Raw genomic sequence first — 22439 nt, 5'->3', positions numbered from 1 at the left:
CAGGCCCTAAGGTTTCAGACCGACGGGCTTTTTGAATGGTTCCGCCGCGCGAATTTAATAGGCGAGATTGCGACACGAGGTGAAGCGTAGAATGAATTGCAGGCAAGCAAGCGGAGTAAAGCGTCTTAAACGGAAGAATAAAATGCGGGCTTAAGTCATTTATTGAGGGGGTTGGGCCACCAAATTACGAAGAGGGCGCCTCCAGGAGCGGAATTTTCCACATGCGCTTCGCCTTTGTGCCACAGGGCAACTTGGCGAACAATGGCCAAGCCAAGACCAAAGCCTGCGGTGTGTTTTTCCGGTTCCTGACGCAGGCGCACAAATGATTCGAAAACTCGGTCCCGCTCTGTCTCTGGTACCCCTGGGCCGTCGTCCTCCACTTCGATCCGAAATTGCTCAGCGTCGCTGAACAGGCGAATGTGAACACAACCGCGGCTGTAGTGCAGGGCGTTCTGAACTAGGTTCAGAAAGGCGCGTTCCATAAGCGGCCAATCGCATACGAAGTCCTGTTGCAGATTCGCTTGAATATCAATGTGCATTGAATTCCCATCCAGATGGGCGGTAAGGCGGCGAACGATCTCTTCCGCCAAGCTGGGCATGTCTCCCGCCTTGTAATTCAATTCCGGACGTTGCTGTTCAAAGCGTGCGTAATTTAGCAGCTGATTAATAAGCTGATCCATTTCAGCTACGTCATTGCGCATGCCTTCCAGCTTGCTGTGAATATCATCCGGGTTGCGGGATTCGCCGGCCATTTCCAGCGCGAATTTCATGCGCGCAAGGGGTGTTCGCAATTCGTGAGAAACCGCGTGGGTCATTTCCTTTTGTGTTTGCAGCAGCTCGCGAATTCGTGTGGTCATTCGGTTGAATGCTTTGGCCAGGCTGTGAGCGGTTGAGCTGTGGGGTACGGTCACAGCAGGGTAGTTTTGGTCGGTGCCGAGGTTTTGAGCGTGCCTCTCCAGTTTGTCTAAGTCTCGGGTGAGTGGCCAAAGCCAGAAGAAAACGGCAATGGCCAGCGCCGTGTAAAACAGGGCGGCCAAAAAAGTTTCCAGCCAGCGACCCTCGGGCTCGCCCTCCTCGGCTACGAGTACCCAGGGTTGGCCGGAAAGTTTCTGGTACAGGTACCGCTTGCCCTCGCGGCTCTCAAAGCTGACATTCTCACCGGCGTGAAGCCGCTCCAAAACGGTGGAGCCCGTGAGGTTGTCCAAGGGTAAGAGGCGCAACTCAGCCAAGCCGGCCGCGTTGATGTTGTTGACGAACACTTGAGTTTGTTCAAGCTCGCGCTCTTGCGCGGCCAACTGCATGAGCTCCAACAACGGTTGGCCGGGAAGGGACGCTTGTTGTGCCGGTTTATACGCATTCCAGAGCTGGTCCAATCCCCAGCCCATACCCAGAATCGAGAGCACCAACAGCAGATAGAGGGAAAGAAAGGCGCGTTTCAAAAGTCGCCCCAGGCATCGGCGATGAACAGGTAACCTCTGCCCCACACGGTTTTAATTCGTTGCGGGTTGTCGGTGTTGTCGCCAAGTTTTTTTCTCAGCTGGGACACGCGCACGTCAATGGTGCGATCCAGTCCGTCATAGGGGCGACCGTGTAGCTCTTGAAACAGTACGTCGCGCTTGACCACTTCGCCCGCGCGTTGGGCGAGTAGCCACAGAAGATCAAATTCATGGCTGGAAAGGTTGATGGGTGTTTCGCCTAGATGCACGCTGCGGGACGCATCGTCGATGCGCAGTCGACCAAACTCCAGTGTCTGGCGCGGTTGTGCCGTGCGCGGTTCGACCCGGCGCAGCAAGGCACGGATACGTGCCAGCAAGATCCTGGGCTCAACCGGTTTGATGACATAGTCATCAGCACCGAACTCCAACCCGAGAATCTGATCCGCGTCCTCGTTGCGCGCCGTGAGCATTAAAATGGGGCCTTTGAACTCAGGACGCAACTCTTGGCAAAGTGTTAGGCCGTCTTTCCCAGGCAGCATAATGTCCAGAATGAGCATATCGGGTTTCTGGTTGCGTACCTGCTCGGCTACCCGGTTGCCGTTATCCTCAACGTCTACCTGAAAGTCATTGGCTTCCAGGTAAGACTTCACCAATTTGGCTAGGCGGCTGTCATCTTCGGCAAGTAGTATCTGGGGCATAGGGGCTCGGCGTATGTGTTAGAAAAAGTTCCAGGGCTTGCGGCGTCGTTGTCGGTATTCGGTTTGTTCCCGTATCACGTCAAAAATTTCGCTCGCCAGCAGTTGGTTGTTGGATTCCTGGCGCAATTGAAACACCAAGCTGTCACGAGTATCGGCCTGGTATTGGTAAACACCTGAGTCTTTTTCACGCCAACAGGCCAGGGGCGGGATCTCCGTATCCACAAACAGGCACAAGTGCATGGGTTGGCCGGATTGCCAGTGGATGTTGATCTGTTCCCGACATAGGGTTTCGTTTTCGGCGAGTGCGCATACCTGGGGTTTAACCGCCAGCACGGGGTTCTCGGCCAGCGTCGGAGGGACAAAAGCGGCCAAGCTTAGCAGGGCACAGGCTCCGGCTAACGAGGGTAAACTTATTATTATTGGATTGCGGCCCAGCTCAAAAATGGTAAACGCCCCCGATAAATACTTGCACCACCTCACTGTCCTCGATTAAAGGGCTATTGCGCACGGAACGACTCAGATAATCGTACTGAAGGCTGCCCTGCCAACGCCAATGCCGATTCACGGCTTTGCCCCAGCTTAGGCGCACAAAGGGTGTTACGCCACTGTTAGGCTCATAGGCCGGCAACCGTTCGGTTGCTTCGTCAGCCCTGACGCCATAATAGTATTCCAACAGGTCAGCGCTTTTCCAGCTAAAGCCGCCAGCAACACCAAAGCGATGCTCGCCATAGTATTGGCTGCTACTCAGGGCGAAGCGAAGCTCTTCGCCCCGGTGTACACCGGTCACATCGGTAAGTAACTGCAACTGCCAATCCACGGGTCCTAGGGCCGCTGAGGCCTCTAGCCCGGCCATACCCGCGACGCGCCTGCGGCGTGTCCGCTCTGGGTCGAGGGGTTCCTCGACTAAGGGGGTAGGGGTCTCTGAGCTGCGTTCGTCCTGGTCCGCTACAGGCATGGGGCCAAAGTACTCTTGGGGGCCGGGAGATGCGGGCGCCGCTAAACTGTTTCGGCCACTCAGGCCACCATCCATGACAAAGTTTCGCCACCCGCGCCGGAAAAAGTACAACCCATCTCCACCTGGAGTCACCAAAACGTTGAGCATGAGGTTGGGTTGATCTACCAGAGTGTAGCCAATGTCCAGGTTCTCGATGAAAAAGCGCTGTCCGTAGTAGCTGATCTGTGGAATCAATACCAGGGGAATATCATCGCCATTATGTAGGGGGTTGCTTCGCACTCCCAGGCCGATGCCCAGGCTCAATTCCCATTCTCCTACCGCCGCACAGTGACTCTGTCCGTGGCCACAGGGCTCGGCGCTTGCGCCAGCCGTGTAGAAGCTCAGGGCCATGGTTAGGATAAGAATTCGAAAGGCACTCATGATGTAGTCACTGCGTTGCGGGTATTTTCCCGATTGTGCCGGGTATTTCTTATTAATGCTGCCCACCAATTGTGAGAATCTGTAAAAAGTTGTAACGGCTCCGGGAGCCAGCCCCGCTTGCCTTAGTTTGGTTGCCGTTACAGAAACTTACATTCTTTCGCATTTCCGCTACAGAACCACCCGGTGGGGAAGCTTAGACTGACACTTTGAGTCTGAAGCCCTGACTGGTGTTCTACAGGGCAGTCACTTAAGCAAATAAAAAGGATGGAGTCCATGTTTCCACGTACGGGTTATGCGATTTTTGGGGCCTTGGCGGCTGTGCTGGTTGGTTGTGGCTCGGGCTCAGAGAGGGGCGCTGAGGTGGATTACAGCCACCTTGAACAAGCGTCTCCAGTGGCCGAGCCCCTCAGCAATCAGCATGATCTGGATTCGTTCGCAAATTACCTGAAAAACGGTCTGCGCTTGCAGGTAGCCGGGGGGCAATCGCGCCCGAGCGCTGACGTGGCAATGATGGCTGAGGCCGCGTCTGATACAACCAGTCGAGCCAGCGGTAATTTTTCCGATACCAATGTACATGTGCAGGGGGTGGACGAGGCGGATCTGGTTAAGTATGACGGCGAATACCTCTATGTGCTCGGTACCCCCAGGGCTGGCTATAATCACCAAACCCAACCTCAAACGGATGTGGCATCGACGTCAACATTCGCGCCCAGCTATGGTTCGTTAGCACAGAGCATCCGGATTCTACGTACTAACCCTGAACAGGCGCAGGCGACGGCCGTGGCCGAAATTCCCGCGCCTGAGGACGACGACAACCAGTGGCGTTCTCAGCTCTATCTCCATGAAACTGAACAAGGTAAAACCCAGAGTTTGATCGCCATCAGCGAGATCTATGAGCCAGTGGTCTGGCTTGAGCAGTCCGATGAAGATGTGACTCTGGCCCGCCCCATGTTGTATCAGCCCGCAAGAACTACCGCCCGCTTGGATGTGTTTGACGTCGCGACGCCCGAAGATCCCCGTGTATCCTGGACTCTGGATATTGATGGACACCTGATCAATAGCCGAAAAGTGGGCTCTATCCTGTACCTGGTTACCCGCCACCGTCCTCAGGTGGAAGGTATGATACACAACCCTTCAGACTCCGCGGCACGCCAGAGCAATGAGCAGCGGATTGCTCAGGCGCCAATCAGTGAGCTCTTGCCCTCATTTCAGATCGATGCGGGCGAGCCCAGCGCTCTGGTGCGCGAGAACGACTGCTTTTTGCCCAAGTCTCTTAAGCCAAACCAGGGTTATGCGGAAATTGTCACCATCAGCGCCTTCGATATGGATACTCGGGCGCTGGTCTCTTCTGTTTGCCTGAACACCCAGGTCAGTGGCCTTTATGCGTCGCCGACCAGCCTGTATTTGGGGGCTACTGTCGGCGATTGGGAGCAGCGGGAAACCGGCGTACATAAATTCCAGCTCGATGAAGGCCAAATTGCCTACCGCGGCACCGGTAAGGTTAGGGGTTCCCTCAATTGGGCCGCGCCCTCGTTCAGCATGGATGAGCAGGATGGTTATTTGCGCATCGTGACCACCGACCGCTCTCGGGGGTGGAACGATCCGCATCACGAATTGAATGTGCTTCGTTCCCAGGAGGGCAGCGATGTACTGGAGGTGGTGGTCACTCTGCCCAACGCAGAGGAGCCCGCCGCCATTGGCAAGCCGGGGGAGGATATTTACGCGGTGCGCTTTTTGGGTGACCGGGGCTACATTGTGACCTTCGAGCGCATCGACCCTCTCTATGTGCTGGATTTGAGTGACCATCACAGCCCGAGCATTGCCGGCGAGCTGGAAGTGCCCGGCTTCGCCACCTATCTGCATCCTGTTGGCGACGGTTATCTAGCTTCTGTGGGGCAAGACGCGGACGAGAATGGCATGCCTACAGAAGTGAAAATCGAGTTGTTCGACGTGCGCGATATCAGTAACCCCCAAAGTGTAGGACGGCACTTGGTGGGCGGTCGAGGCAGCTGGAGCCAGGCCCTGAATGACTTGCAGTCTTTCAATTTTCTGCAAGTGGGGGACGATCAGTTCCGCTTTACCGTTCCGGTGAGTAACTGGAGTTTCGATATCTGGCGGGAGAATCGCCTGTATCTTTACGAAATCAATGGTGTGCGCGGAGAAGCGGAGCTGCAAATGGTGGGATCCCTGCTGGCGGAAGGGGGCGATCACTGGCGTGGCTCGGCGCGCGCGCGGCTGCACGATGACACCCTGTTCTATATCCACGACGGCAAAGTGTGGTCCAGCTTTTGGGAGAGTCCCGAACTGGTGAACGGGCCATTTTGACCTCTCACTAATCTTGGACTATTGATCTCGTAACTGTTGATATCGAACACCGGAGTTGTGCCATGTATACCCTAATGATCGCCATGAATATCTGTTCAGATGGCAAGCCCGTGTCGTCGTCAATTTTGGCCGATTTGCAACATCGTTACCTGCGGGACCCCGCCAATCCGCTGAGTCAATTGCAGTACCACCGGGCACTGTGGCGCTTGCGGGACTACGACCGTTATCAGTACATCTTGAGGCGGCGTTGTTTCGCGCTTCCGGAGCCAGATCTGAAGGTGCGCGTCGAGGCGGGGCAGGTGCAGGCCGTATTCTGTTTGCCCGAGGGGAGTGAGCTGTCGCCACAGCCCTCGGAAGCGCTGTGTATCGAGGAGCATTTTGAGCAGATTGCCCGGGCCTTGCGGACTGATCCAGCGTCAGTACGGGTGGAATACGACTCGGTCAGTGGCTATCCCCTGAGTATCGCCGTAGTGGCCGAGGAATCGAGCCTGGAATTGGCCTACCTCACCGCCTGATCTTGCTGCCCACTTTTTGACCAATCCACCTGCGCAGCGGCAACTTCCATGCCCAAATTCGGTCAAATGCGCTAGAGCCTGTGTAAGGGCCCCCACTTTGGGGTTCGTGCATCGCTCTTACCGAAGCGGGTAGGTGTTGCACCCATCGTGGGTTGCCCCGCTCCGGTGGAGGCATGTCCCATGAAAATCTGTGTGTGGGTGGTGACGGTACTATTACTTTCCGCCTGTAGTCGCTTCGAACCTCATCCCGACTGGGTTCAAGCCCCTTCTCAGGAGGCGCTGGCAGCGACTCTCTCCGGCGAAGCCTTGCTCGGACGGCCCGTCCAGGTAGATGAACTGCCGGAGGTGGATCTGTTTGAGCTGACTCCCGCGATGAAAGCCATGGCCGAAGAGTTGGCCTCCATCCATCACTCCCCCCACGCCCGCGCCCAAGCTCTGCATCGGGCGCTGTTGGGTTCCCCTATGCAGGGTGGGATGGGTATTCAGTACAGCGCATACGTGACCGGTACCGCCGCCGAAGCCTTCATGGATCGCGAAGTCAATTGCCTGAGTTTTACCGCACTGTATGTGGCCATGGCTCGCCACATGGGGCTCAATGCCCGGGTCAATGACGTGAAGTTGCCTCCCAACTGGGATTTGCGCGATGACGGTTCTGTGACCGTCTTCCGGCATGTGAATGCCAAGGTCATGGTGCGGGGTCGGGATACGCTGGTGGTGGATCTTGAAATGGGTCAGTACAGCCCGGCCTACCAACAAGAGCTGATTTCCGACCAGAGGGCGGAAGCCCAGTTCTACAACAACCGCGCCATGGAGCTGCTCAGCGCCGGCGAGTTGGAGCCGAGCTTTTTGCACTTGCGTAAGGCGGTACAACTGGACCCGGCGGCCAGCTACGCCTGGAACAACCTGGGCAACCTCTACCACCGCCAGCAGCTATACCCAGAGGCGGAAGCGGCGTTCCTGGAGGGCTTGAGGCTTGAGCCCGATAATTTAAGCCTGATCAGCAACTTGAACCACTTGTACCAACGTATGGGGGAGGTGGCCAAGGCAGACTACTTTGAACAGCGGGCGCGGGAATACCGGGAGGGCAATCCCTATTACCTTTACGCGCTGGCGCGAGAGGCCCTGGAGAAGGGGGACGCGAATGGTGCCTACGAATTCATTCAGCGATCACTGAAAAAAGAGGGTGAGGAACCGCGCTTTTACCGCCTTGCGGAACGGATCTATCAGTCCCAGGGGCACGGAGATAAGGCCGCCGCGATGGCTGAGAGAGCCAGAGCGTCGGAGCAGCAGATGTTTCTCTAGATTAGTAAGACTTTTTAAAGAGGCTCGGCTGAACATCCGGGTAAATCCTCGATGGCCGCGCAGGCGACACGAGTGGCGATACCCACATCAGTTACGTAGTACAGGGAGGCAAAACCAAATTGGTTCCGGCCTAGGTTGTGAAACACCATGCCCAGCGCAATATCACCCGCGCTGAAGCGCTCGTGATGGCGAGCGAAATAGCTGGCGGCCGCTTCCGTAGTAGGATCATTCATCAGTCCCGCGACTCGGCCTACACCACCGTGATAGGCCTGAATCAACAGTAGGGCATAAAGTTCGTTGGCCTTGTCCGTGGGTAGGTGACCGAAACGGGCCTTAAAAGCAGGCTCAAGGTTGCGGTGGTTCTGTTCCAACAAGCGCAAAGAACAATCGATCTGGGCCATACGGTGAAAGTGAAACCGTTCGTCCAGCTCGCAGTCGTTTAAAGCTGACACAGACAACTGAAGCACACCTCGGGCATCCGCTGCTGAGTGGGCTTGTTTACGGCCACCGCTTTCTATCAGGATTTTCCCCGCCAGCGTGCTTAAAACTTCTTCCGGTAGGCTGACGCGGTTTTGTGTTACGCGATCCTGATAGACTTGCACTATCGCTTCGTGCAGAGATACCTGATCCTGCTCACTGCCAATGCGCATGCCGTCCCACGTTCCCCATAAACGCGCTGACTCATCGGTACCTTTGTAGCGGGCCAGGGATTGATCCAGGCGAGCCTCCGGCTGATTGCAGCTGAGTGCGAAAGGATAACCGATGCGACCCTGGGCGCCGGGGGCCCAGCCATCCACTCGACCGGCTTTGGCGAGTGCGGCACGTTCCCGATTCAACCGCTCCTGAGTCGCTTCAATGTTCTCGCCATCGTCGATGTAGCCGAGAAACGTCGCGCGATTATCAAACAGAATGTGGCGCTCCTTGCGGGCGCAATAGGACTCGCCAGTCAGCACCCAGCGACGCAGCGTGACCAAGTTGTTGAAGACCCCTTGGCTAATCCAATACGGGCTGGCTCGTACCACCTGCTGCCAACTTTCCAATGCCTCGTGTCGTGCCTGGTCTTCCTCAGGCGCGTTTTGGGCGAAAGCAGAGCTGGCCATGGCGAAAAGTAGTGCGAATAGCCTGAATTTACCCATGATTAACCTCGACTTGTTACCGGCTTTAACCATGATACGTGGGCAAGGCTGAAATGTGCAGAGTGTAAATCGTGCCCAAAAAAAAGCCGCCATCCGGGGATGGCGGCCTCATTACCCTGAGAGTTAGTCAGTGGTATTTACTGAACGTTCAGTTCCGCGCGGCGGTTCTGAGCCCAAGCGGACTCATTACTACCCATGGCAACTGGACGCTCTTCACCGTAGCTAACCACTTCGATTCTGTTGGCGCTAACGCCTTGCAGTACGAGGAAATCGCGAACGGCTTTGGCCCGACGCTCGCCCAGACCCATGTTGTACTCACGGCTGCCGCGCTCATCGGTGTGGCCTTCAATGCGTACACGTTGGCCGCTGTCTTTCAGGCGCTCGGCGTGGGCGGTCAAGGCTGCACGAGCTGCAGGTTTGAGGGTAGAGCGGTCAAAGTCGAAGTAGAACACGGTATCGATTTGAGTGGTGGTCTCCGGAGCAGGTTGAGTTTCCTCCTCGGTTTCAGCCATTTCGGGCGCGGGCTCTTGCTCTTCAGTGGTGGCAGTGGCGCAGCCAGCCAGCAAACCGATGGTTGCAAGGGCGAGCAGGAACGCTTTAAAAGTGTTGATCATTGTTTTCTCCAAAAAAATAAAAGTGTAACCAGTACAAAAGCCGCTTGCGTTATATAGCTGCAAGTTTGCTATTAAGGGAGACCCGGCTAACCCCAATAGCCTCCTTGCAGGCATTTAAGCGCTGTTGTCGTCATTTGGCAAGTCCCGCACATAAAAAGTGTGCTTTATTCCAAGTTTTCTGCTGTTTCCAGTCTAACAGCCACGGATTTGAAGGCGGGAGTCTGACTTCTAGGGTCTCTGGCCGTGCCGATGAGCACGTTAGCTTCCGGGTAATAAGCCAGCAGATTGCCTTTGGGAAGATTGAAGGGTTGAGCTTTAAGGTTCCGCATTTCCCCGACGGGTGAGCGCACGGTAACCTCATCGCCAGCCGAAAGCTGTAGCTCATTCATATCCTCTGGACTCATGAGTAGGGTCCAGCGGCTGGTGGTGCCTCGGTAGCTGTCTTTTTCTTCGTAGATGATGGAGTTGAATTGACCTTCGCTCCGAATGCTAGCCAAAGTAAATGGGTACTCCCGCGTGGCTGGGAGAGGTGACAGGGGCGTTAGCTGAAAAGCCGCTTTACCATCTGGAGTTTTAAAGTCGGGCTTGTGCAGTAGGCGCCCATCAATGGTGAACTCTTCTTTGTTAGCTCCAATTCCAGCGAGTTTAGTCATCCCGGGCACTGTATCAGCTATGAGTGTACGGATGCGCTCGTGGTGCTTTAACTCGCCGAAGTCCAAGGGCGCGTCGGGCAACAACCGCTGCCCCAACTCACACAGCACTTGAACTTCAGGCCGCACATTGCTCAGCCGTTTGATGCCGCCGTCGCTGAGTCGGATATAGTTGAACATGGATTCTTGGGTGGTAGCTTGCCACTCTTCGTCCCGAGCGCTGACCGGGAGTATTAACGCTTCACTGTTCTCCATGCCTTGAAAATGGCCACGGTTTAACGTGGTGGTTAGGTAGAGCTTGAAACCAATACGATCCATGGCCGCCCGTGCCCATTCGGCGTTGGGAGTAGCGGCATAAAGATTTCCACCCAACAACAGGGCGCTATCCATTTCGCCTCGGTGTGCTGCTTCCAGGCAAGCAAGAGTATCCAGGCCTTTTGCCTTTGGTAACTGAATGCCCAGCTGATTCTGCAGCTGCCGCAATGTGTCCTCGGCCAGCTCCGGTTTCACGCCGATAGTACCGATCCCCTGCACATTACTGTGGCCTCTCAGCGGCAAAAGGCCCGCGCCGGGTTTACCCAGCATGCCTCGCACTAACGCCAGGTTCGCGATGGCTTCCACGTTGCTCACGCCATTTAGGTGATGGGTGATGCCCATACCCCAGGCGAACACGGCGTGTTTGGCACGGGCGTAGCACTCGGCCAGGTGTTCAATTTTTTCCTGCTCAATACCCGATCCGGCAACGATCTGTTCCCATGAAGTGCTTTCCACTTCCGCTTTGAAAGCCTCGAAGCCGGTGGTGTACTGGTCAATAAAGGACTTATCGGTGTGGCCGCGTTCGAGCAGTACTTTGGACACGCCCTTAAACAGAGCCAGGTCGCCGTTGATGCGCGGCTGTACATATTCCGAGGCGATGTATGTTCCACCACTGAGCATGGATTTTGCACTTTTGGGCACGGCGAAACGCACCAGTCCCGGCTCCTTCGCCGGATTGATCACAATCACCTGACCGCCGCGTTCTCGGCAGCGTTGGAGTTGGTGCAATAGACGTGGATGATTGGACGCGGGATTCGCGCCGATTACAAAAATTAAATCCGCATGCCCAAGGTCTTCCAGGCCCACGGTGGCCGTGCCCGTGCCCAGCACCTGATTTAGGCCGACTCCAGTGGCCTGGTGGCAGTAGTAGGAGCAGTTATTGACGTTGTTGGTGCCGAAGAGTCGCGCCAGCAATTGCAGCACAAACCCGGCCTCGTTGGAGGAACGGCCCGAGCTGTAAAAAAACGAGCGCTCGGGGCTGGTCGCGCCAAATCGACTCGCCGCTAATTCTAATGAGGCATCCCAGCTGATGGGTTGGTAACGGTCGCTCCCCGCGGGCTTATAAAGGGGAGTGTTCAGGCGGCCCAATTGCTCTAGTTCGCGGGCGGAAAGCTCATTGAACTCACCCAGTGTGTGCGAAAACACCTCGTCTGGAATAGGCGGTTGGATGTCTGTGGACTGAGCCTGAATGCTTTTGTTGCACACCGAGGGGAACTCATCCAGCTCATTGGTCATGCCGCCGCGCTGGCCGCCCATACCCAAGCCGCACGCCTTACAGGCGTTGTGGCTGTTCAGGGCCTTGCCGGAATTCAGCAGGCCGATTCGGGCAACGGTTCTCAGTGTGTAGAGAACCTTTTTCGGGCCGCCGCCGACAATGGTAATGGGCGATTCAGGGTGATCTGACATGGAGGCACCTCGTAGGTGAACCAGTGTAGGCGTTGTGCACTTGTCTTGCTGTCTGGCTAAGGTATCCGGCCGTATGAGCTATTGCCCATACGACCATGATGCTATGACAAGTGGGCAAATACGGTTTGCGCTGCCGCTAGGGTCTGATCAATATCATCGGCAGTGTGGGCGGTGGACATAAAGCCGGCTTCATAAGAGGCCGGTGCAAAGTACACGCCTTGCTCCAACATACCATGGAAGAACCGGTTGAAGCGCTCTATATCGCAGGCCATGACCTGTTTGAAATTGGTGACCTGCGACTCCTCGGTGAAGAAGAAGCCAAACATACTACCCACATGGTTGGTGGTCAGCGGAATGCCCGCTTCATCGGCGAGCTGTTGCAGGCCTTCCATTAGCTGATTGGTACGCGCGTACAGCGTGGGATAGGCGGTTTCGTCCTCCAGCAATTCCAAAGTTGCCAGACCAGCCGCCATAGCCACCGGGTTGCCCGATAAAGTACCCGCCTGATAAACGGGCCCGGAGGGTGCAATCATCTCCATGACGGCGCGTCGGCCCCCGAAAGCGCCCACCGGCATACCACCGCCGATGACCTTACCCAAAGTGGTCAGATCAGCCTTAACGCCGTATTGGCCCAAGGCGCCGGTGGGGCTAACTCGGAAACCGGTCATGACCTCATCAAAAATCAGCAGCGCGCCGGATTGATCGCACACCTCCCGGAGGCATTCCAGAAACCCGTCTACTGGGGGGACGCAGTTCATATTTCCCGCTACCGGCTCGACGATGATGGCGGCAATCTGATCGCCCAGTTCAGCAAAGGCATCACGCACCTGCTGAGCGTTGTTGTATTCGAGTGTGATGGTGTGATCGGCCAGCGCTTTGGGCACACCGGGAGAGCTGGGTACGCCCAGCGTCAGAGCGCCGGAGCCGGCTTTGACTAACAGCGAGTCCGAGTGGCCGTGGTAGCAGCCCTCAAATTTAACGATTTTATCCCGGCTCGTGAACGCTCGCGCTAAGCGGATGGCGCTCATGGTGGCCTCGGTACCGGAATTCACGAAGCGAATCATGTCCATACCGGGCAGTAAGTCGCACACCTTATCGGCAAGTTGAGTTTCGCGCTCGGTCGGTGCGCCGAAACTCAACCCTAACTGAGCCGCTTCGGTAACCGCCTGAATGACTTTCGGGTGCGTGTGACCGGCCACCATGGGACCCCAGGACAGTACGTAATCAATGTAACGCTGACCATCGGCATCCCAAAGATAGGCGCCCTGCGCCCGCTCAAAGAAGCGCGGGGTGCCACCGACGGCCTTGAAGGCGCGCACCGGGGAGTTCACGCCACCGGGTATGTGGCGCTGGGCTTGAGTAAATAAGGTTTCGGAACGGCTCATGATCAATCCTTATTGGGTTGCGAAATTCGGTTGTCGGCGAGGGCAAAAAAAGCCCGGGCGCGGGCTTCTATATCCGGGGCGGAAAACAAGCTGTGGCTCACCGCCAGCCAGTCCGCGCCACTCGCCAGTACGGAGTGCGCATTATCCAGAGTTATACCGCCAATGGCCACGATGGGCAGGCCGAGAGTCTGGTGCGCGTCAGTGAGCAGGCTGAGCGGAGCGGGGGGAGCGTCCGGTTTAGTGCTGGAAGGAAAAAACCGGCCAAAGGCGACATAGTCGGCGCTGGCCTGCACGGCCAAACGGGCCAAATCCAGGGAGGCGTGGCAGGTAACACCGATGATGGCGTCTGCCCCCAGAAGCGATCTCGCCTGGGCGAGTGGCATGTCCTCCTGCCCCAGGTGCACGCCATGAGCGCCTACGTTGAGCGCCAAACGCACGTCATCGTTGATGATCAGCTCGGCCCCGTGCTCGCAGCAAAGAGTCAGGAGTGTTGCGGCTTGATGGGTCCGAACGCTTGAGACACTCGACTTGTCCCGATACTGGACACGTCGGCAGCCCCCGCGCAAGGCGGCGGCGACTGCGGCATAGAGGTGTTCGCCAGGCAACAACTGGCTGTCAGTGATGGCGTAGAGCATGCTCAACCTACGGGCGCGAAAAGCGCCCAGTGTACCCTCTTTGAGCGTTGGGCGCGCTCAGGTCGCGAAAGGGTTGGGGGGTGGGGCGTCGTTAATTTACGTCGAATGGGGCGGGGCTCAGCAGCCGCCACCCGAGCCGCGGCTGCGGCCGCCGTCGGTATTCCGGTCGGCCCAAAACAAACGGTTGGGTACGCCGTGGCCCATGCCCAGGCGCCGGCTGGCGGCCAGGCTGTGCCAAGCAAAATTTTGACCCTGTTGAACTGCGTCTCTGAGCAACAATCCGTGACCCAAGTAACACGCGATGCTGGCGGATAAAGTGGCACCACCGCCATGGCTAAAGACACTTAATCGCTCCCAGGTGTAGCGACGCACCAGCCCTTGTGAGTTATAGAGGCTGTTTTCATAGCTTTTTTGGCAGCGATGAGTACCACTGATCAGTAAGTGGTCACCACCCGCCTCAAGGATTTCCTGAGCGCAGGCATCAATGGTGTCTCCTTGCTGGGCTATCTGATGAGCTTCCACTATATCTGGGCAGAGTAAGGTAGTTGCGGGAAACAGTAGATGTTTGGCGGCTTCGAGGACCGCACTGCCCTCGCGACTCGCCATATTAGCGATGGAGCGGGCTGGGTTGAGGACGACGGGAATATTCGGGTAGTCTCTCAGGATGGTGTGTACCGCTTCCACCTGGCGCACATTGGCCAGATAATCCAGTTTTATGGCCTTGACGGGCATGTCTTCTAGAATGGCGCGGCTTTGCTCAATCAAAAAGCCAGTATCGACCGCAATAACATCTTTGATGTCGCGCGTGTCGCGAGCACACAGGGCCGTCACAATGGGGGTGCAGTGGCAGCCCAGGCTGATACTGGTTTCGATGTCGGCCTGAATACCGACGCAGCCAGAAGGATCGTGGCTGGATAAAGTCATAACTACCGGTGTTGGGGCGTTGCGTTGCATTCTTGCTTCCCTCGCATCCGACGACCAATGAGCTTTTGCATTTACCTTGCAGAGAGCCGAGTCTAGCACAGCTTATGGATCAAAATGGCTTTACCACCGCCAATATCACGATCGCTACTAGTGGCAGTACCGGAACCTCGTTGAACCAGCGAAAGTACACATGGCTCTTGTGACACCTGTCGTTACTAAATTGCTTCACGTAATAGCCGCACATAAAATGGTAGATCACCAGGGCAGCTACCAGCACCATCTTAGCCCAGAACCAACCGCTGGCTTGATAGTAGGCCCAATAGCCGCCCGCCAGCCAGAAACCCAGAATCAGCGTAGCAAGCATGCTGGGTGTGCCGATACCCCGGTATAGCTTGCGTTCCATGGTTTTGAAGCGGTCCCGGCTTGTCTGATCCTCACTCATAGCGTGGTAGACGAACAGCCTTGGTAGATAGAAAAGCGCGGCAAACCAGCACACCATGGCGATGAGATGAAAGGCTTTGATCCAGAGCATAGTGGAATCCTAAATCATTCTGTTGCCGATTGGCAGGGCTGGGTGGAGATAGGTGCCGTGGAAACTTTCGGTTTGCACCCAAGGCCCGTATTATAGGCGTTTTGATGTTACGTGACGGCGTGGATCGTGGTCGCCGCCGCTGCGAACTTATTTTTAAACCAATTTGCGAGCCAGCATAGAGGAAGAGTTGTGATTAAAGTAGGCATTGTGGGCGGTACCGGATACACGGGCGTAGAGTTGTTGCGGCTTTTGGTGCGCCACCCGGGTGCTCAGGTAACCGTGATCACCTCTCGAGCCGAGGCGGGCATTGCTGTGGCGGATATGTTTCCGAGTCTGCGGGGCCATTTGGATTTGTGTTTTAGCGAGCCAGACGTTGATGCTCTTGGTGAATGCGACGTGGTTTTCTTTGCTACCCCTCATGGGGTAGCCCAAAACCTTGTACCCTCTCTGATGCAGCGCAAGGCACGGATTATCGACCTGTCCGCCGATTTCCGGCTTCGGGACACAGACCTTTGGGGCTTGTGGTACGGACAGGCTCATGGGTGCCCAGAACTGGTGAGCGACGCTGTCTACGGCTTGCCGGAGACTAATCGAGAGCAAATTCGTTCGGCTAAATTGGTTGCCTGCCCCGGATGCTACCCTACAGCGGCGCAGTTGGGGCTTTTGCCACTACTTGAGCACAACTTGGTGGATACCAGCAGCTTGATTATAAACGCCGCCAGTGGCGCGACTGGCGCGGGGCGTCAAGCCAAGGTGGACAACTTGCTGACCGAGATTAGCGACAGTTTTAAAGCCTATGCCGCGAACGGTCACAGGCATTTGCCTGAAATTGAGCAGGGATTGCGGGATATACAGCCAGCCAAGGCTGAGCCTGCGCGAGTCACCTTTGTGCCTCATTTGCTGCCCATGATTCGAGGCATTCATGCCACGGCTTATGCGCGCGCGTTAAATCCTAAAGATCTGCCGGATCTGCATGCGTTGTACGCGGACCGGTACGCCAACGAGCCCTTCGTGGATGTACTACCTGAGGGGGAGCACCCGCAAACGCGTACGGTTAAAGGTTCCAATATCTGCCGTATTTCCGTTTTCCGGCCCCAGGACCGTGATACCCTGGTGGTTCTGTCAGTGATCGACAATCTAACCAAAGGCGCCTCGGGACAGGCAGTGCAAAACATGAACATTATGTTCGGTTTTGAGGAGACCGCGGGGCTGAATGTTGTGCCAATATTGCCCTGATTCTCTGCTAAGCTTGGGAAGTAATAATAAGTAGAGGCGTCGGAATGGCAGTAAAAGGCAGTAAACAGCCGCTTCTGGTGGTGGTTCCCTACCGTCCCGTTCGAACGATTGTCCTGTGGCTCAGTGTGATAATCCTGGGTGCCGCTCTGGTGGCAGCGAGCTTTTATTGGGGTTTTCACCAGGGTAGCTCTATACAGGCAGGAGCTGTGACCGAGCGCAATGAATTGCGTAAACAGGTTGCCGCTCTTACGGCGGAGTCGGAGGCGCTGCAGCAGCAGGTAGTGAATCTGAGGCTGGGGTCTCAGGTCGATCACAAGGCCAGCGAGCAGGTCCGAAGCCAGGTTATCGCCCTTAAGGAAGAAATCACGGCGTTACAGGAGGATATCAGCTTCTATCGCGGCATTATGGCGCCGGAGAAGAGTCGTAGTGGCTTGGTTATCGGCTCCTTGAATGTGATCGGCACTGGCGTACCACGGCAATATGAATACAAGGTGGTGGTGCAGCAGTTAGCGACTAACCACCAAGTGTTGGCGGGTCATTTGAACTTTAACATCATTGGTTGGCGCAATGGCGAGCAAGAGACCATTCCGCTGCACCAGCTGTCAGAGCAGGTAGATGGAGCGAATATTCGCTTGCGTTTCAGGTATTTTCAGAACATTGAGGGGCGCTTGATGTTGCCCGATGACTTTGAGCCTGAACGTATTGAACTAACGGCCCGCTCTAGCGGAAACAACCCGCAAACCGCTGAGAAGAAGTTCGGTTGGCTGGTGCAAGAAATCTGAATCGAGAGTTTATCCTATGTGGGGCAAAAAGAACGCTATGGCATTTTCAAATAATCATACGCTGATTTCTCGTGGAACCAAGGTAGTGGGTGATCTGCATTTCACTGGCGACTTACAGATTGAGGGTCACGTTTGCGGCAATATCATGGCCGAGAGCGGCAATGATGCCAAGCTGGTGGTGGCTGAAAAAGGCGTGGTTGAAGGAGAAATTCGGGTGCCGATGGTGATTATCAACGGCAATGTCCACGGCAATGTCCATTCAAGTAAGCATGTAGAGCTCGCCAGTAAAGCCGTGGTAGAGGGCAATGTTCACTACCAGTTAATCGAGATGGTAAAAGGCGCTCAGGTCAATGGGAGCCTGGTGTACAGTGGTCCTTCCTCAGCTCAAAAGGGTGCCGAAACCCCCAAAGCTTCTGAGCGACTCAAGACCTCCGAAGATGCCGACGATAAGGGCTCCAAGTCCTTCTCTGTGAATACTTGACTGCTTTACTCGGGTAAGACCATAATGCACCGGTGCCGGCTGTTTTGGCCGGCATTTTTCATTGGTTTGAGCGGAGAAGTTAATGTCAGCGCCTGAAGTGTTTACCCCTGAAGCTGCGTTACAAGTGAGCGCTAGTGCGGTAAATAAGGTTAAGAGCTTGATTGAGGAAGAGGGCAACGCCGACCTCATGTTGAGGGTGTATGTTACCGGTGGTGGCTGCTCTGGCTTTCAATACGGCTTTGCGTTTGATGAAGTCATGGCTGAAGATGACTCCGTGGTGGAAAAAGACGGCGTTCGAGTTTTGGTGGATCCTATGAGTTTTCCCTATCTGGCAGGTTCGGAAGTGGACTACCAAGAAGGCTTGCAGGGCGCCAGGTTTGTGGTGCAAAACCCCAATGCGGCTTCCACCTGCGGCTGTGGTTCCTCCTTCTCAGTTTGACGTTCGGCCAGCGTTAGGCCGGATAGATTCCCCCCAAAACCAAGGCTTCCCGGGCTCCGGTCACTTCCGGAAGGTTTCCGGCCTTGCGCTCATTGGTCTGTCGCGCCAGCCACGCAAAGGCGGTGGCTTCCACCCATTCCGGGGCGATCCCCAGTTCGGTAGTGTCGGTGACCCTCTGCTTGGGTAGGAGAGTTTCCAGCGCTCTGCGAAGCTGCAAATTGTAAGCCCCGCCGCCACACAAATAGGTCGTTGTGAATTCTCCGTTTTGCAGTGCGCTGACACTTGCGGCAATAGTTTGGGCGGTAAGCACCAGTAGCGTGGCCTGTACGTCCTCAGGCGCCAATTCGCCTTCCACGCGAGCCAGTTCTGAGCTCAGCCAATCGAGATTGAACGCTTCGGGTCCAGTGCTTTTGGGGGGGCGTTGGGTAAAATAGGGGTGTGCCAGCAACTGCTCTAGAAGCGTGTTATCCACACGGCCACTGGCCGCCCATTCGCCCTGCTGGTCATAAGGTGCGCCGCGGGTTTTCATAATCCAGGCGTCGAGCAGAACATTGCCTGGGCCAGTATCGAAACCTAAGGGTTGCCCCTGAGTTGGGAGCCACGTCAGGTTGGCGATGCCGCCAACATTGACGATGGCCCGGCTTTGTTCGGCGCTGTGAAAGAAGGCGCTGTGAAACGCTGGCACCAGCGGTGCGCCGTGCCCCCCGGCCGCCATGTCTCGGCGCCGGAAGTCGGCAATGGTGGTGATGCCCGTGCGCTGGGCGATAATGTTGGGGTCGCCAATTTGCAGGCTGAAAGGGTTGTCATTGAGGCCCGGTGGGCGGTGCCGAACAGTTTGACCGTGGCTGCCGATCGCGGCAATTTGGGAAGCTTCGCAACCCCCTTTCTCCAATAGCTCAATGACCACGCGGGCAAACGTTTCACCCAGCTCGCGATCTAGACCGCCCATACGATCGATTTCATTGGTGCCAGGAAGTGCCAAATTGTGAATAGAGGCGCGTGTGCTCCGGTCAAACGGTTGTGAATGGCTGGCGACCAGCCGGGGCTGGTCTGCGCTAAAGTCCACAATCACGGCGTCTACCGCATCGGCACTGGTTCCGGACATTAAGCCGATGTAGAGGTTCGAGTCAGCCATAACTCAGTTTATCCCGCGGTTGTCCTCTCCACTCATGGCCACCGTGGTGGACTCGAGGTGCTGTTCCAGCTGGGCCATGATCGGCTGGGTTTGTGCTTTAAAGCGTGCCAGCTCGGCCTGCGGGATCGGATCCGCTTGGGGCAGCGCTACGGTAACGGGGTTCTTAACGACACCGTTGACGTGAAATTCATAGTGTAAGTGCGGTCCAGTGGCTAAGCCGGTAGAGCCCACGTAGCCGATAATTTGCCCTTGCCGCACGTTAACTCCGGAGCGAATACTGCGGTGAAAGTTGTGCAAGTGGGCATACAGGGTTTTGTAGGTTTGCCCGTGCTGAATAATGACGGTATTGCCGTAGCCGCCTTTGCGTCCTGCTAGGGTTACTCGGCCATCGCCAGCCGCCTTGATGGGGGTGCCGCGTGGGGCTGCGTAATCCGTTCCCTGGTGGGCGCGAATGGTATTCAGAACTGGGTGGCGCCGATTCGGGTTGAAGGGCGAGCTAATACGGGTAAATTCCACGGGCGTACGCAGGAAGGCGCGACGCATGCTTTTACCGTCGGGCGTGTAATAGTCGGCTCTGCCGTCACTATTTACATAGCGTACAGCTTGAAAACTGCGGCCGCGATTATTGAATTCCGCGGCTAATATGGGGCCGTTGCCAATTTTTTCCCCGTCAAGAAAGCGTTCTTCAAAAAGGACGCTGAAGGTATCTCCGCGGCGTATATCTAAAATGAAGTCGATATCCCAGCCGAAGATGTTCGCCAGCTCCATAATAATGCTGTCGCTCATCCCGGCGCGCGCGCCCGCGAGGAACAGCGAGCTGTCGATGGTGGCCTGGCGGTAAGCGGTCTGCACATCGGGCTCGCGCACGACTTCGGAAGCGACAAAACTGCCGTCATCGCGGGTAAAGACCAGACTGCTCAGGCGGCTGCGATCATAAATCAGTTGATTCAGCTTGCCTTCGGTGTCAATTTCGAAGGTGACTTCATGGCCGGGCATAATCCGGTGCAATGCTCGGGCTTCGGGGCTTTCATTCATCAGCTCATAGAGCGCTCGGTCGTTCAAACCGGCTCGATTAAACAGCCTCGACAGGCTGTCTCCCGATTGAATGGTGAATGTTTCCCGAGCAAAAACCGGTTCATCTTCCCAGGATTCGGTAAAGAAAGGCTCCTCTGGCTCGGTTACTTCCAGGGCAGACTGTTCTTCCTCCTGTTCAGTCGTTAACGGAGATGTCGCCAGAGGTAGCTCCACGTCGAGACTTTGCCGACTGGCGGAGGCCTCATTGGACGGCAGTCCGATCACGGCAAGGCAGAGACCGCCCAGCAATATACCCGCGGCCATCGCGTGGCCCCGAGGGTATTGCTTCAGTAAATTCAGCGCCAGATTTTTATCTTGTTTTTCAGAGGGTTCCATGCGGTTCCTAAACCCGTTGTTAGCTAGTGACAGATATCCGCAGTTATAGCAGAAAATATTAGCAATAGCACCCGGAATGCTGGAGATAGTTGAAAAATGTGCATTAAACACGTAACTGATGCCAAGGCGCGGGCATTTGTCCTCTTTGGGTAAAGGGCGTCAGATGGGCGGGCAGGCTGGCTTTGGCGTCATTTTTATTGTGAAGAATTGCCCCCAGGCCAGCGGAGAACCCTTGTTTTTGTATCCGGATGGGGTATCTTGCTCACCTTTTTTGGGCGACGGTGCCCAGGCGCTCATGTTGGCGTATTCTGAACGGATTGAATGGTGCTTTATATGACTTCAGTTGACCCTCAGTTACTCAAAGAACTCCAAGGCCGAGGCCTGGTGGCTCAAACCACGGGAGGGGATGCTCTGCAGGAGTATTTGAGCGGGGCCAGTCGGACCTTATACAGTGGGTTCGACCCCACGGCTGATAGTCTGCATATAGGTCATTTGGTGCCATTGCTGGCGCTCAAGCGTTTCCAGCTCGCGGGCCACAAGCCGATCGCTCTGGTGGGCGGTGCGACAGGTCTGGTGGGCGACCCCAGTTTCAAGGCCCAAGAGCGTAAACTCAATACACCCGAGGTTGTCGCCGAGTGGACCGACAGGCTCAAACAGCAGGTGAGTCGGTTCATCGATTTCGAGTGCGGAAGCATCTCGGCGGAAGTGGTCAACAATCTTGACTGGGTAGGCGGGATGAGCGTGCTCGACTTTCTGCGCGATGTAGGTAAACACTTTTCGATCAACAACATGATCAACAAAGAGTCCGTTAAACAGCGTATTGACCGTGAGGGGGAGGGGTTATCCTTCACGGAGTTCACTTACATGCTGTTGCAATCTCTGGACTTTGCTGAGCTGTACCAGCGTCACGGATGTACCCTGCAGATTGGCGGTAGCGATCAGTGGGGAAATATTACTTCCGGCATTGATTTAACTCGGCGCCTTCATGGCGGCCAGACTTTTGGGTTGACCATGCCACTGGTCACTAAGGCTGACGGAACCAAGTTTGGCAAAACTGAGAGCGGGACAGTGTGGTTGGACCCAGCGAAAACCTCACCCTATGCCTTCTATCAATTCTGGCTCAATACGGCCGATGCGGATGTGTACCGTTTTCTTCGTTACTTTACCTTTATGTCGCTGGCTGAAATCGAGCAAGTGGAAGCCGAGGACCGAGAGCGCGAAGGTCGTCCAGAAGCACAGCGCCGATTGGCCGAGGAGATGACCCGGCTAGTCCACGGAGAGTCCGGCCTAACGGGTGCGGAGCGTATCACCGCTGCTCTATTTGAGGGCGACTTTCTGGCGTTGGATGAGGGTGATCTCGAACAGCTTAAGCTGGACGGCTTGCCCTTCTCGTTGTTGGAGCGTTCGGCGCTCGCCGGTGAACCGCTGACCCAGCTGCTGGTGGATGCGGGCATGGCGGCGGCGGGCAAACAAGTTAAAGATGCGCTGGGTCGGGAGGCGGTGTTTATTAATGGCAGTCCCAAATCAGCCGAGGACAATATGCGAGTACCAGAATGTTTTGCTCCTGAGCAGGCGCTGCATGGGCGGTTCTACATCTGTCGCCTGGGCAAGAAGAAGTACCACCTTTTTGAGGTCCGGTAACACCTTTGATGGCCCCGAAATCGAGGATGGGCACTCGCCAGCAAAAAAACTGTCAAAATTGTCTAT

Annotated in this window: 21 protein-coding genes; 8 read left to right on the top strand and 13 right to left on the bottom strand. The window is 55.9% G+C overall.

The window, feature by feature from the left end; translation table 11 throughout:
• Positions 1–155: 155 nt before the first annotated feature.
• The 4 genes from RBH33_RS03455 to RBH33_RS03440 all read right to left on the bottom strand — a co-directional run bounded on the left by RBH33_RS03455 (position 156) and on the right by RBH33_RS03440 (position 3509).
• Positions 156–1439: an ATP-binding protein gene (locus tag RBH33_RS03455; protein ID WP_306730739.1), complete on the bottom strand. Its 1284-nt coding sequence runs from the start codon at positions 1437–1439 to the stop codon at positions 156–158.
• Positions 1436–2134, bottom strand: a complete 699-nt coding sequence (locus tag RBH33_RS03450; protein WP_306730738.1) for a response regulator — start codon at positions 2132–2134, stop codon at positions 1436–1438. Before RBH33_RS03450 ends, RBH33_RS03455 begins: the two co-directional genes overlap by 4 nt.
• An 18-nt stretch (positions 2135–2152) precedes the next feature.
• Positions 2153–2467, bottom strand: a complete 315-nt coding sequence (locus tag RBH33_RS03445; RefSeq protein ID WP_306730737.1) for a DUF3019 domain-containing protein — start codon at positions 2465–2467, stop codon at positions 2153–2155.
• A 103-nt stretch (positions 2468–2570) separates the two neighbouring features.
• Positions 2571–3509, bottom strand: coding sequence for a MipA/OmpV family protein (locus tag RBH33_RS03440; RefSeq protein WP_306730736.1), 939 nt, complete (start codon positions 3507–3509; stop codon positions 2571–2573).
• A gap of 273 nt (positions 3510–3782) precedes the next feature.
• On the opposite strand from RBH33_RS03440, the gene RBH33_RS03435 reads away from it, so the two are divergent.
• The 3 genes from RBH33_RS03435 (at position 3783) to RBH33_RS03425 (ending at position 7651) form a co-directional block, all read left to right on the top strand.
• Positions 3783–5834, top strand: coding sequence for a beta-propeller domain-containing protein (locus tag RBH33_RS03435; protein WP_306730735.1), 2052 nt, complete (start codon positions 3783–3785; stop codon positions 5832–5834).
• Positions 5835–5896: 62 nt separating this feature from the next.
• A complete protein-coding gene (locus tag RBH33_RS03430; RefSeq protein WP_306730734.1) occupies positions 5897–6349 on the top strand; it encodes a DUF6174 domain-containing protein in 453 nt (150 codons plus the stop codon).
• Between the two features lie 180 nt (positions 6350–6529).
• Positions 6530–7651 (top strand): tetratricopeptide repeat protein, encoded by a 1122-nt coding sequence (locus tag RBH33_RS03425; protein WP_306730733.1) that lies wholly within the window; start codon positions 6530–6532, stop codon positions 7649–7651.
• Positions 7652–7665: 14 nt separating this feature from the next.
• Here the strand turns inward: RBH33_RS03425 and RBH33_RS03420 are convergent, their stop codons facing one another.
• From RBH33_RS03420 to hemJ, 7 genes are all read right to left on the bottom strand, one after another.
• Entirely contained in the window at positions 7666–8787 is a 1122-nt protein-coding gene (locus RBH33_RS03420) for a hypothetical protein (protein WP_306730732.1), read from the bottom strand.
• A 137-nt stretch (positions 8788–8924) separates the two neighbouring features.
• Entirely contained in the window at positions 8925–9401 is a 477-nt protein-coding gene (pal, locus tag RBH33_RS03415; protein ID WP_306730731.1) for a peptidoglycan-associated lipoprotein Pal, read from the bottom strand.
• A gap of 164 nt (positions 9402–9565) precedes the next feature.
• A complete protein-coding gene (locus RBH33_RS03410; RefSeq protein WP_306730730.1) occupies positions 9566–11773 on the bottom strand; it encodes an FdhF/YdeP family oxidoreductase in 2208 nt (735 codons plus the stop codon).
• Between the two features lie 101 nt (positions 11774–11874).
• Positions 11875–13158: a glutamate-1-semialdehyde 2,1-aminomutase gene (gene hemL, locus RBH33_RS03405; RefSeq protein WP_306730729.1), complete on the bottom strand. Its 1284-nt coding sequence runs from the start codon at positions 13156–13158 to the stop codon at positions 11875–11877.
• Between the two features lie 2 nt (positions 13159–13160).
• Positions 13161–13793 (bottom strand): thiamine phosphate synthase, encoded by a 633-nt coding sequence (gene thiE, locus RBH33_RS03400; RefSeq protein ID WP_306730728.1) that lies wholly within the window; start codon positions 13791–13793, stop codon positions 13161–13163.
• A gap of 117 nt (positions 13794–13910) precedes the next feature.
• Entirely contained in the window at positions 13911–14747 is an 837-nt protein-coding gene (thiD, locus tag RBH33_RS03395; protein WP_306730727.1) for a bifunctional hydroxymethylpyrimidine kinase/phosphomethylpyrimidine kinase, read from the bottom strand.
• 79 nt (positions 14748–14826) lie between these two features.
• Positions 14827–15249, bottom strand: coding sequence for a protoporphyrinogen oxidase HemJ (gene hemJ / locus RBH33_RS03390; protein ID WP_306730726.1), 423 nt, complete (start codon positions 15247–15249; stop codon positions 14827–14829).
• A gap of 189 nt (positions 15250–15438) precedes the next feature.
• Between hemJ and argC the strand changes: the two genes are divergently transcribed.
• From argC to erpA, 4 genes are all read left to right on the top strand, one after another.
• Positions 15439–16485 carry an N-acetyl-gamma-glutamyl-phosphate reductase gene (argC, locus tag RBH33_RS03385; RefSeq protein WP_306730725.1) on the top strand — a complete coding sequence of 349 codons (1047 nt, stop codon included), beginning with the start codon at positions 15439–15441 and terminating at the stop codon, positions 16483–16485.
• 44 nt (positions 16486–16529) lie between these two features.
• On the top strand, positions 16530–17267 hold the full coding sequence (locus tag RBH33_RS03380) for a DUF6776 family protein (protein WP_306730724.1): 738 nt from the start codon (positions 16530–16532) through the stop codon (positions 17265–17267).
• A 37-nt stretch (positions 17268–17304) separates the two neighbouring features.
• Positions 17305–17748, top strand: coding sequence for a bactofilin family protein (locus tag RBH33_RS03375; RefSeq protein ID WP_306730723.1), 444 nt, complete (start codon positions 17305–17307; stop codon positions 17746–17748).
• Between the two features lie 82 nt (positions 17749–17830).
• Entirely contained in the window at positions 17831–18187 is a 357-nt protein-coding gene (gene erpA, locus RBH33_RS03370; RefSeq protein WP_306730722.1) for an iron-sulfur cluster insertion protein ErpA, read from the top strand.
• Between the two features lie 13 nt (positions 18188–18200).
• Here the strand turns inward: erpA and RBH33_RS03365 are convergent, their stop codons facing one another.
• Entirely contained in the window at positions 18201–19322 is a 1122-nt protein-coding gene (locus RBH33_RS03365; RefSeq protein WP_306730721.1) for an anhydro-N-acetylmuramic acid kinase, read from the bottom strand.
• A gap of 3 nt (positions 19323–19325) precedes the next feature.
• Complete coding sequence (locus RBH33_RS03360; RefSeq protein ID WP_306730720.1) at positions 19326–20732, bottom strand: OapA family protein; 1407 nt, start codon at positions 20730–20732, stop codon at positions 19326–19328.
• A 333-nt stretch (positions 20733–21065) separates the two neighbouring features.
• Between RBH33_RS03360 and tyrS the strand changes: the two genes are divergently transcribed.
• Positions 21066–22373, top strand: a complete 1308-nt coding sequence (tyrS, locus tag RBH33_RS03355) for a tyrosine--tRNA ligase (RefSeq protein WP_306730719.1) — start codon at positions 21066–21068, stop codon at positions 22371–22373.
• Positions 22374–22439 lie beyond the last annotated feature (66 nt).

Source organism: Marinimicrobium hydrolyticum, from assembly GCF_030848505.1.
Classification (GTDB): domain Bacteria; phylum Pseudomonadota; class Gammaproteobacteria; order Pseudomonadales; family Cellvibrionaceae; genus JAVDDU01.
The sequence above is the reverse complement of the archived record's forward strand: the minus strand, read 5'-3'. Positions and strand labels throughout refer to the sequence as shown.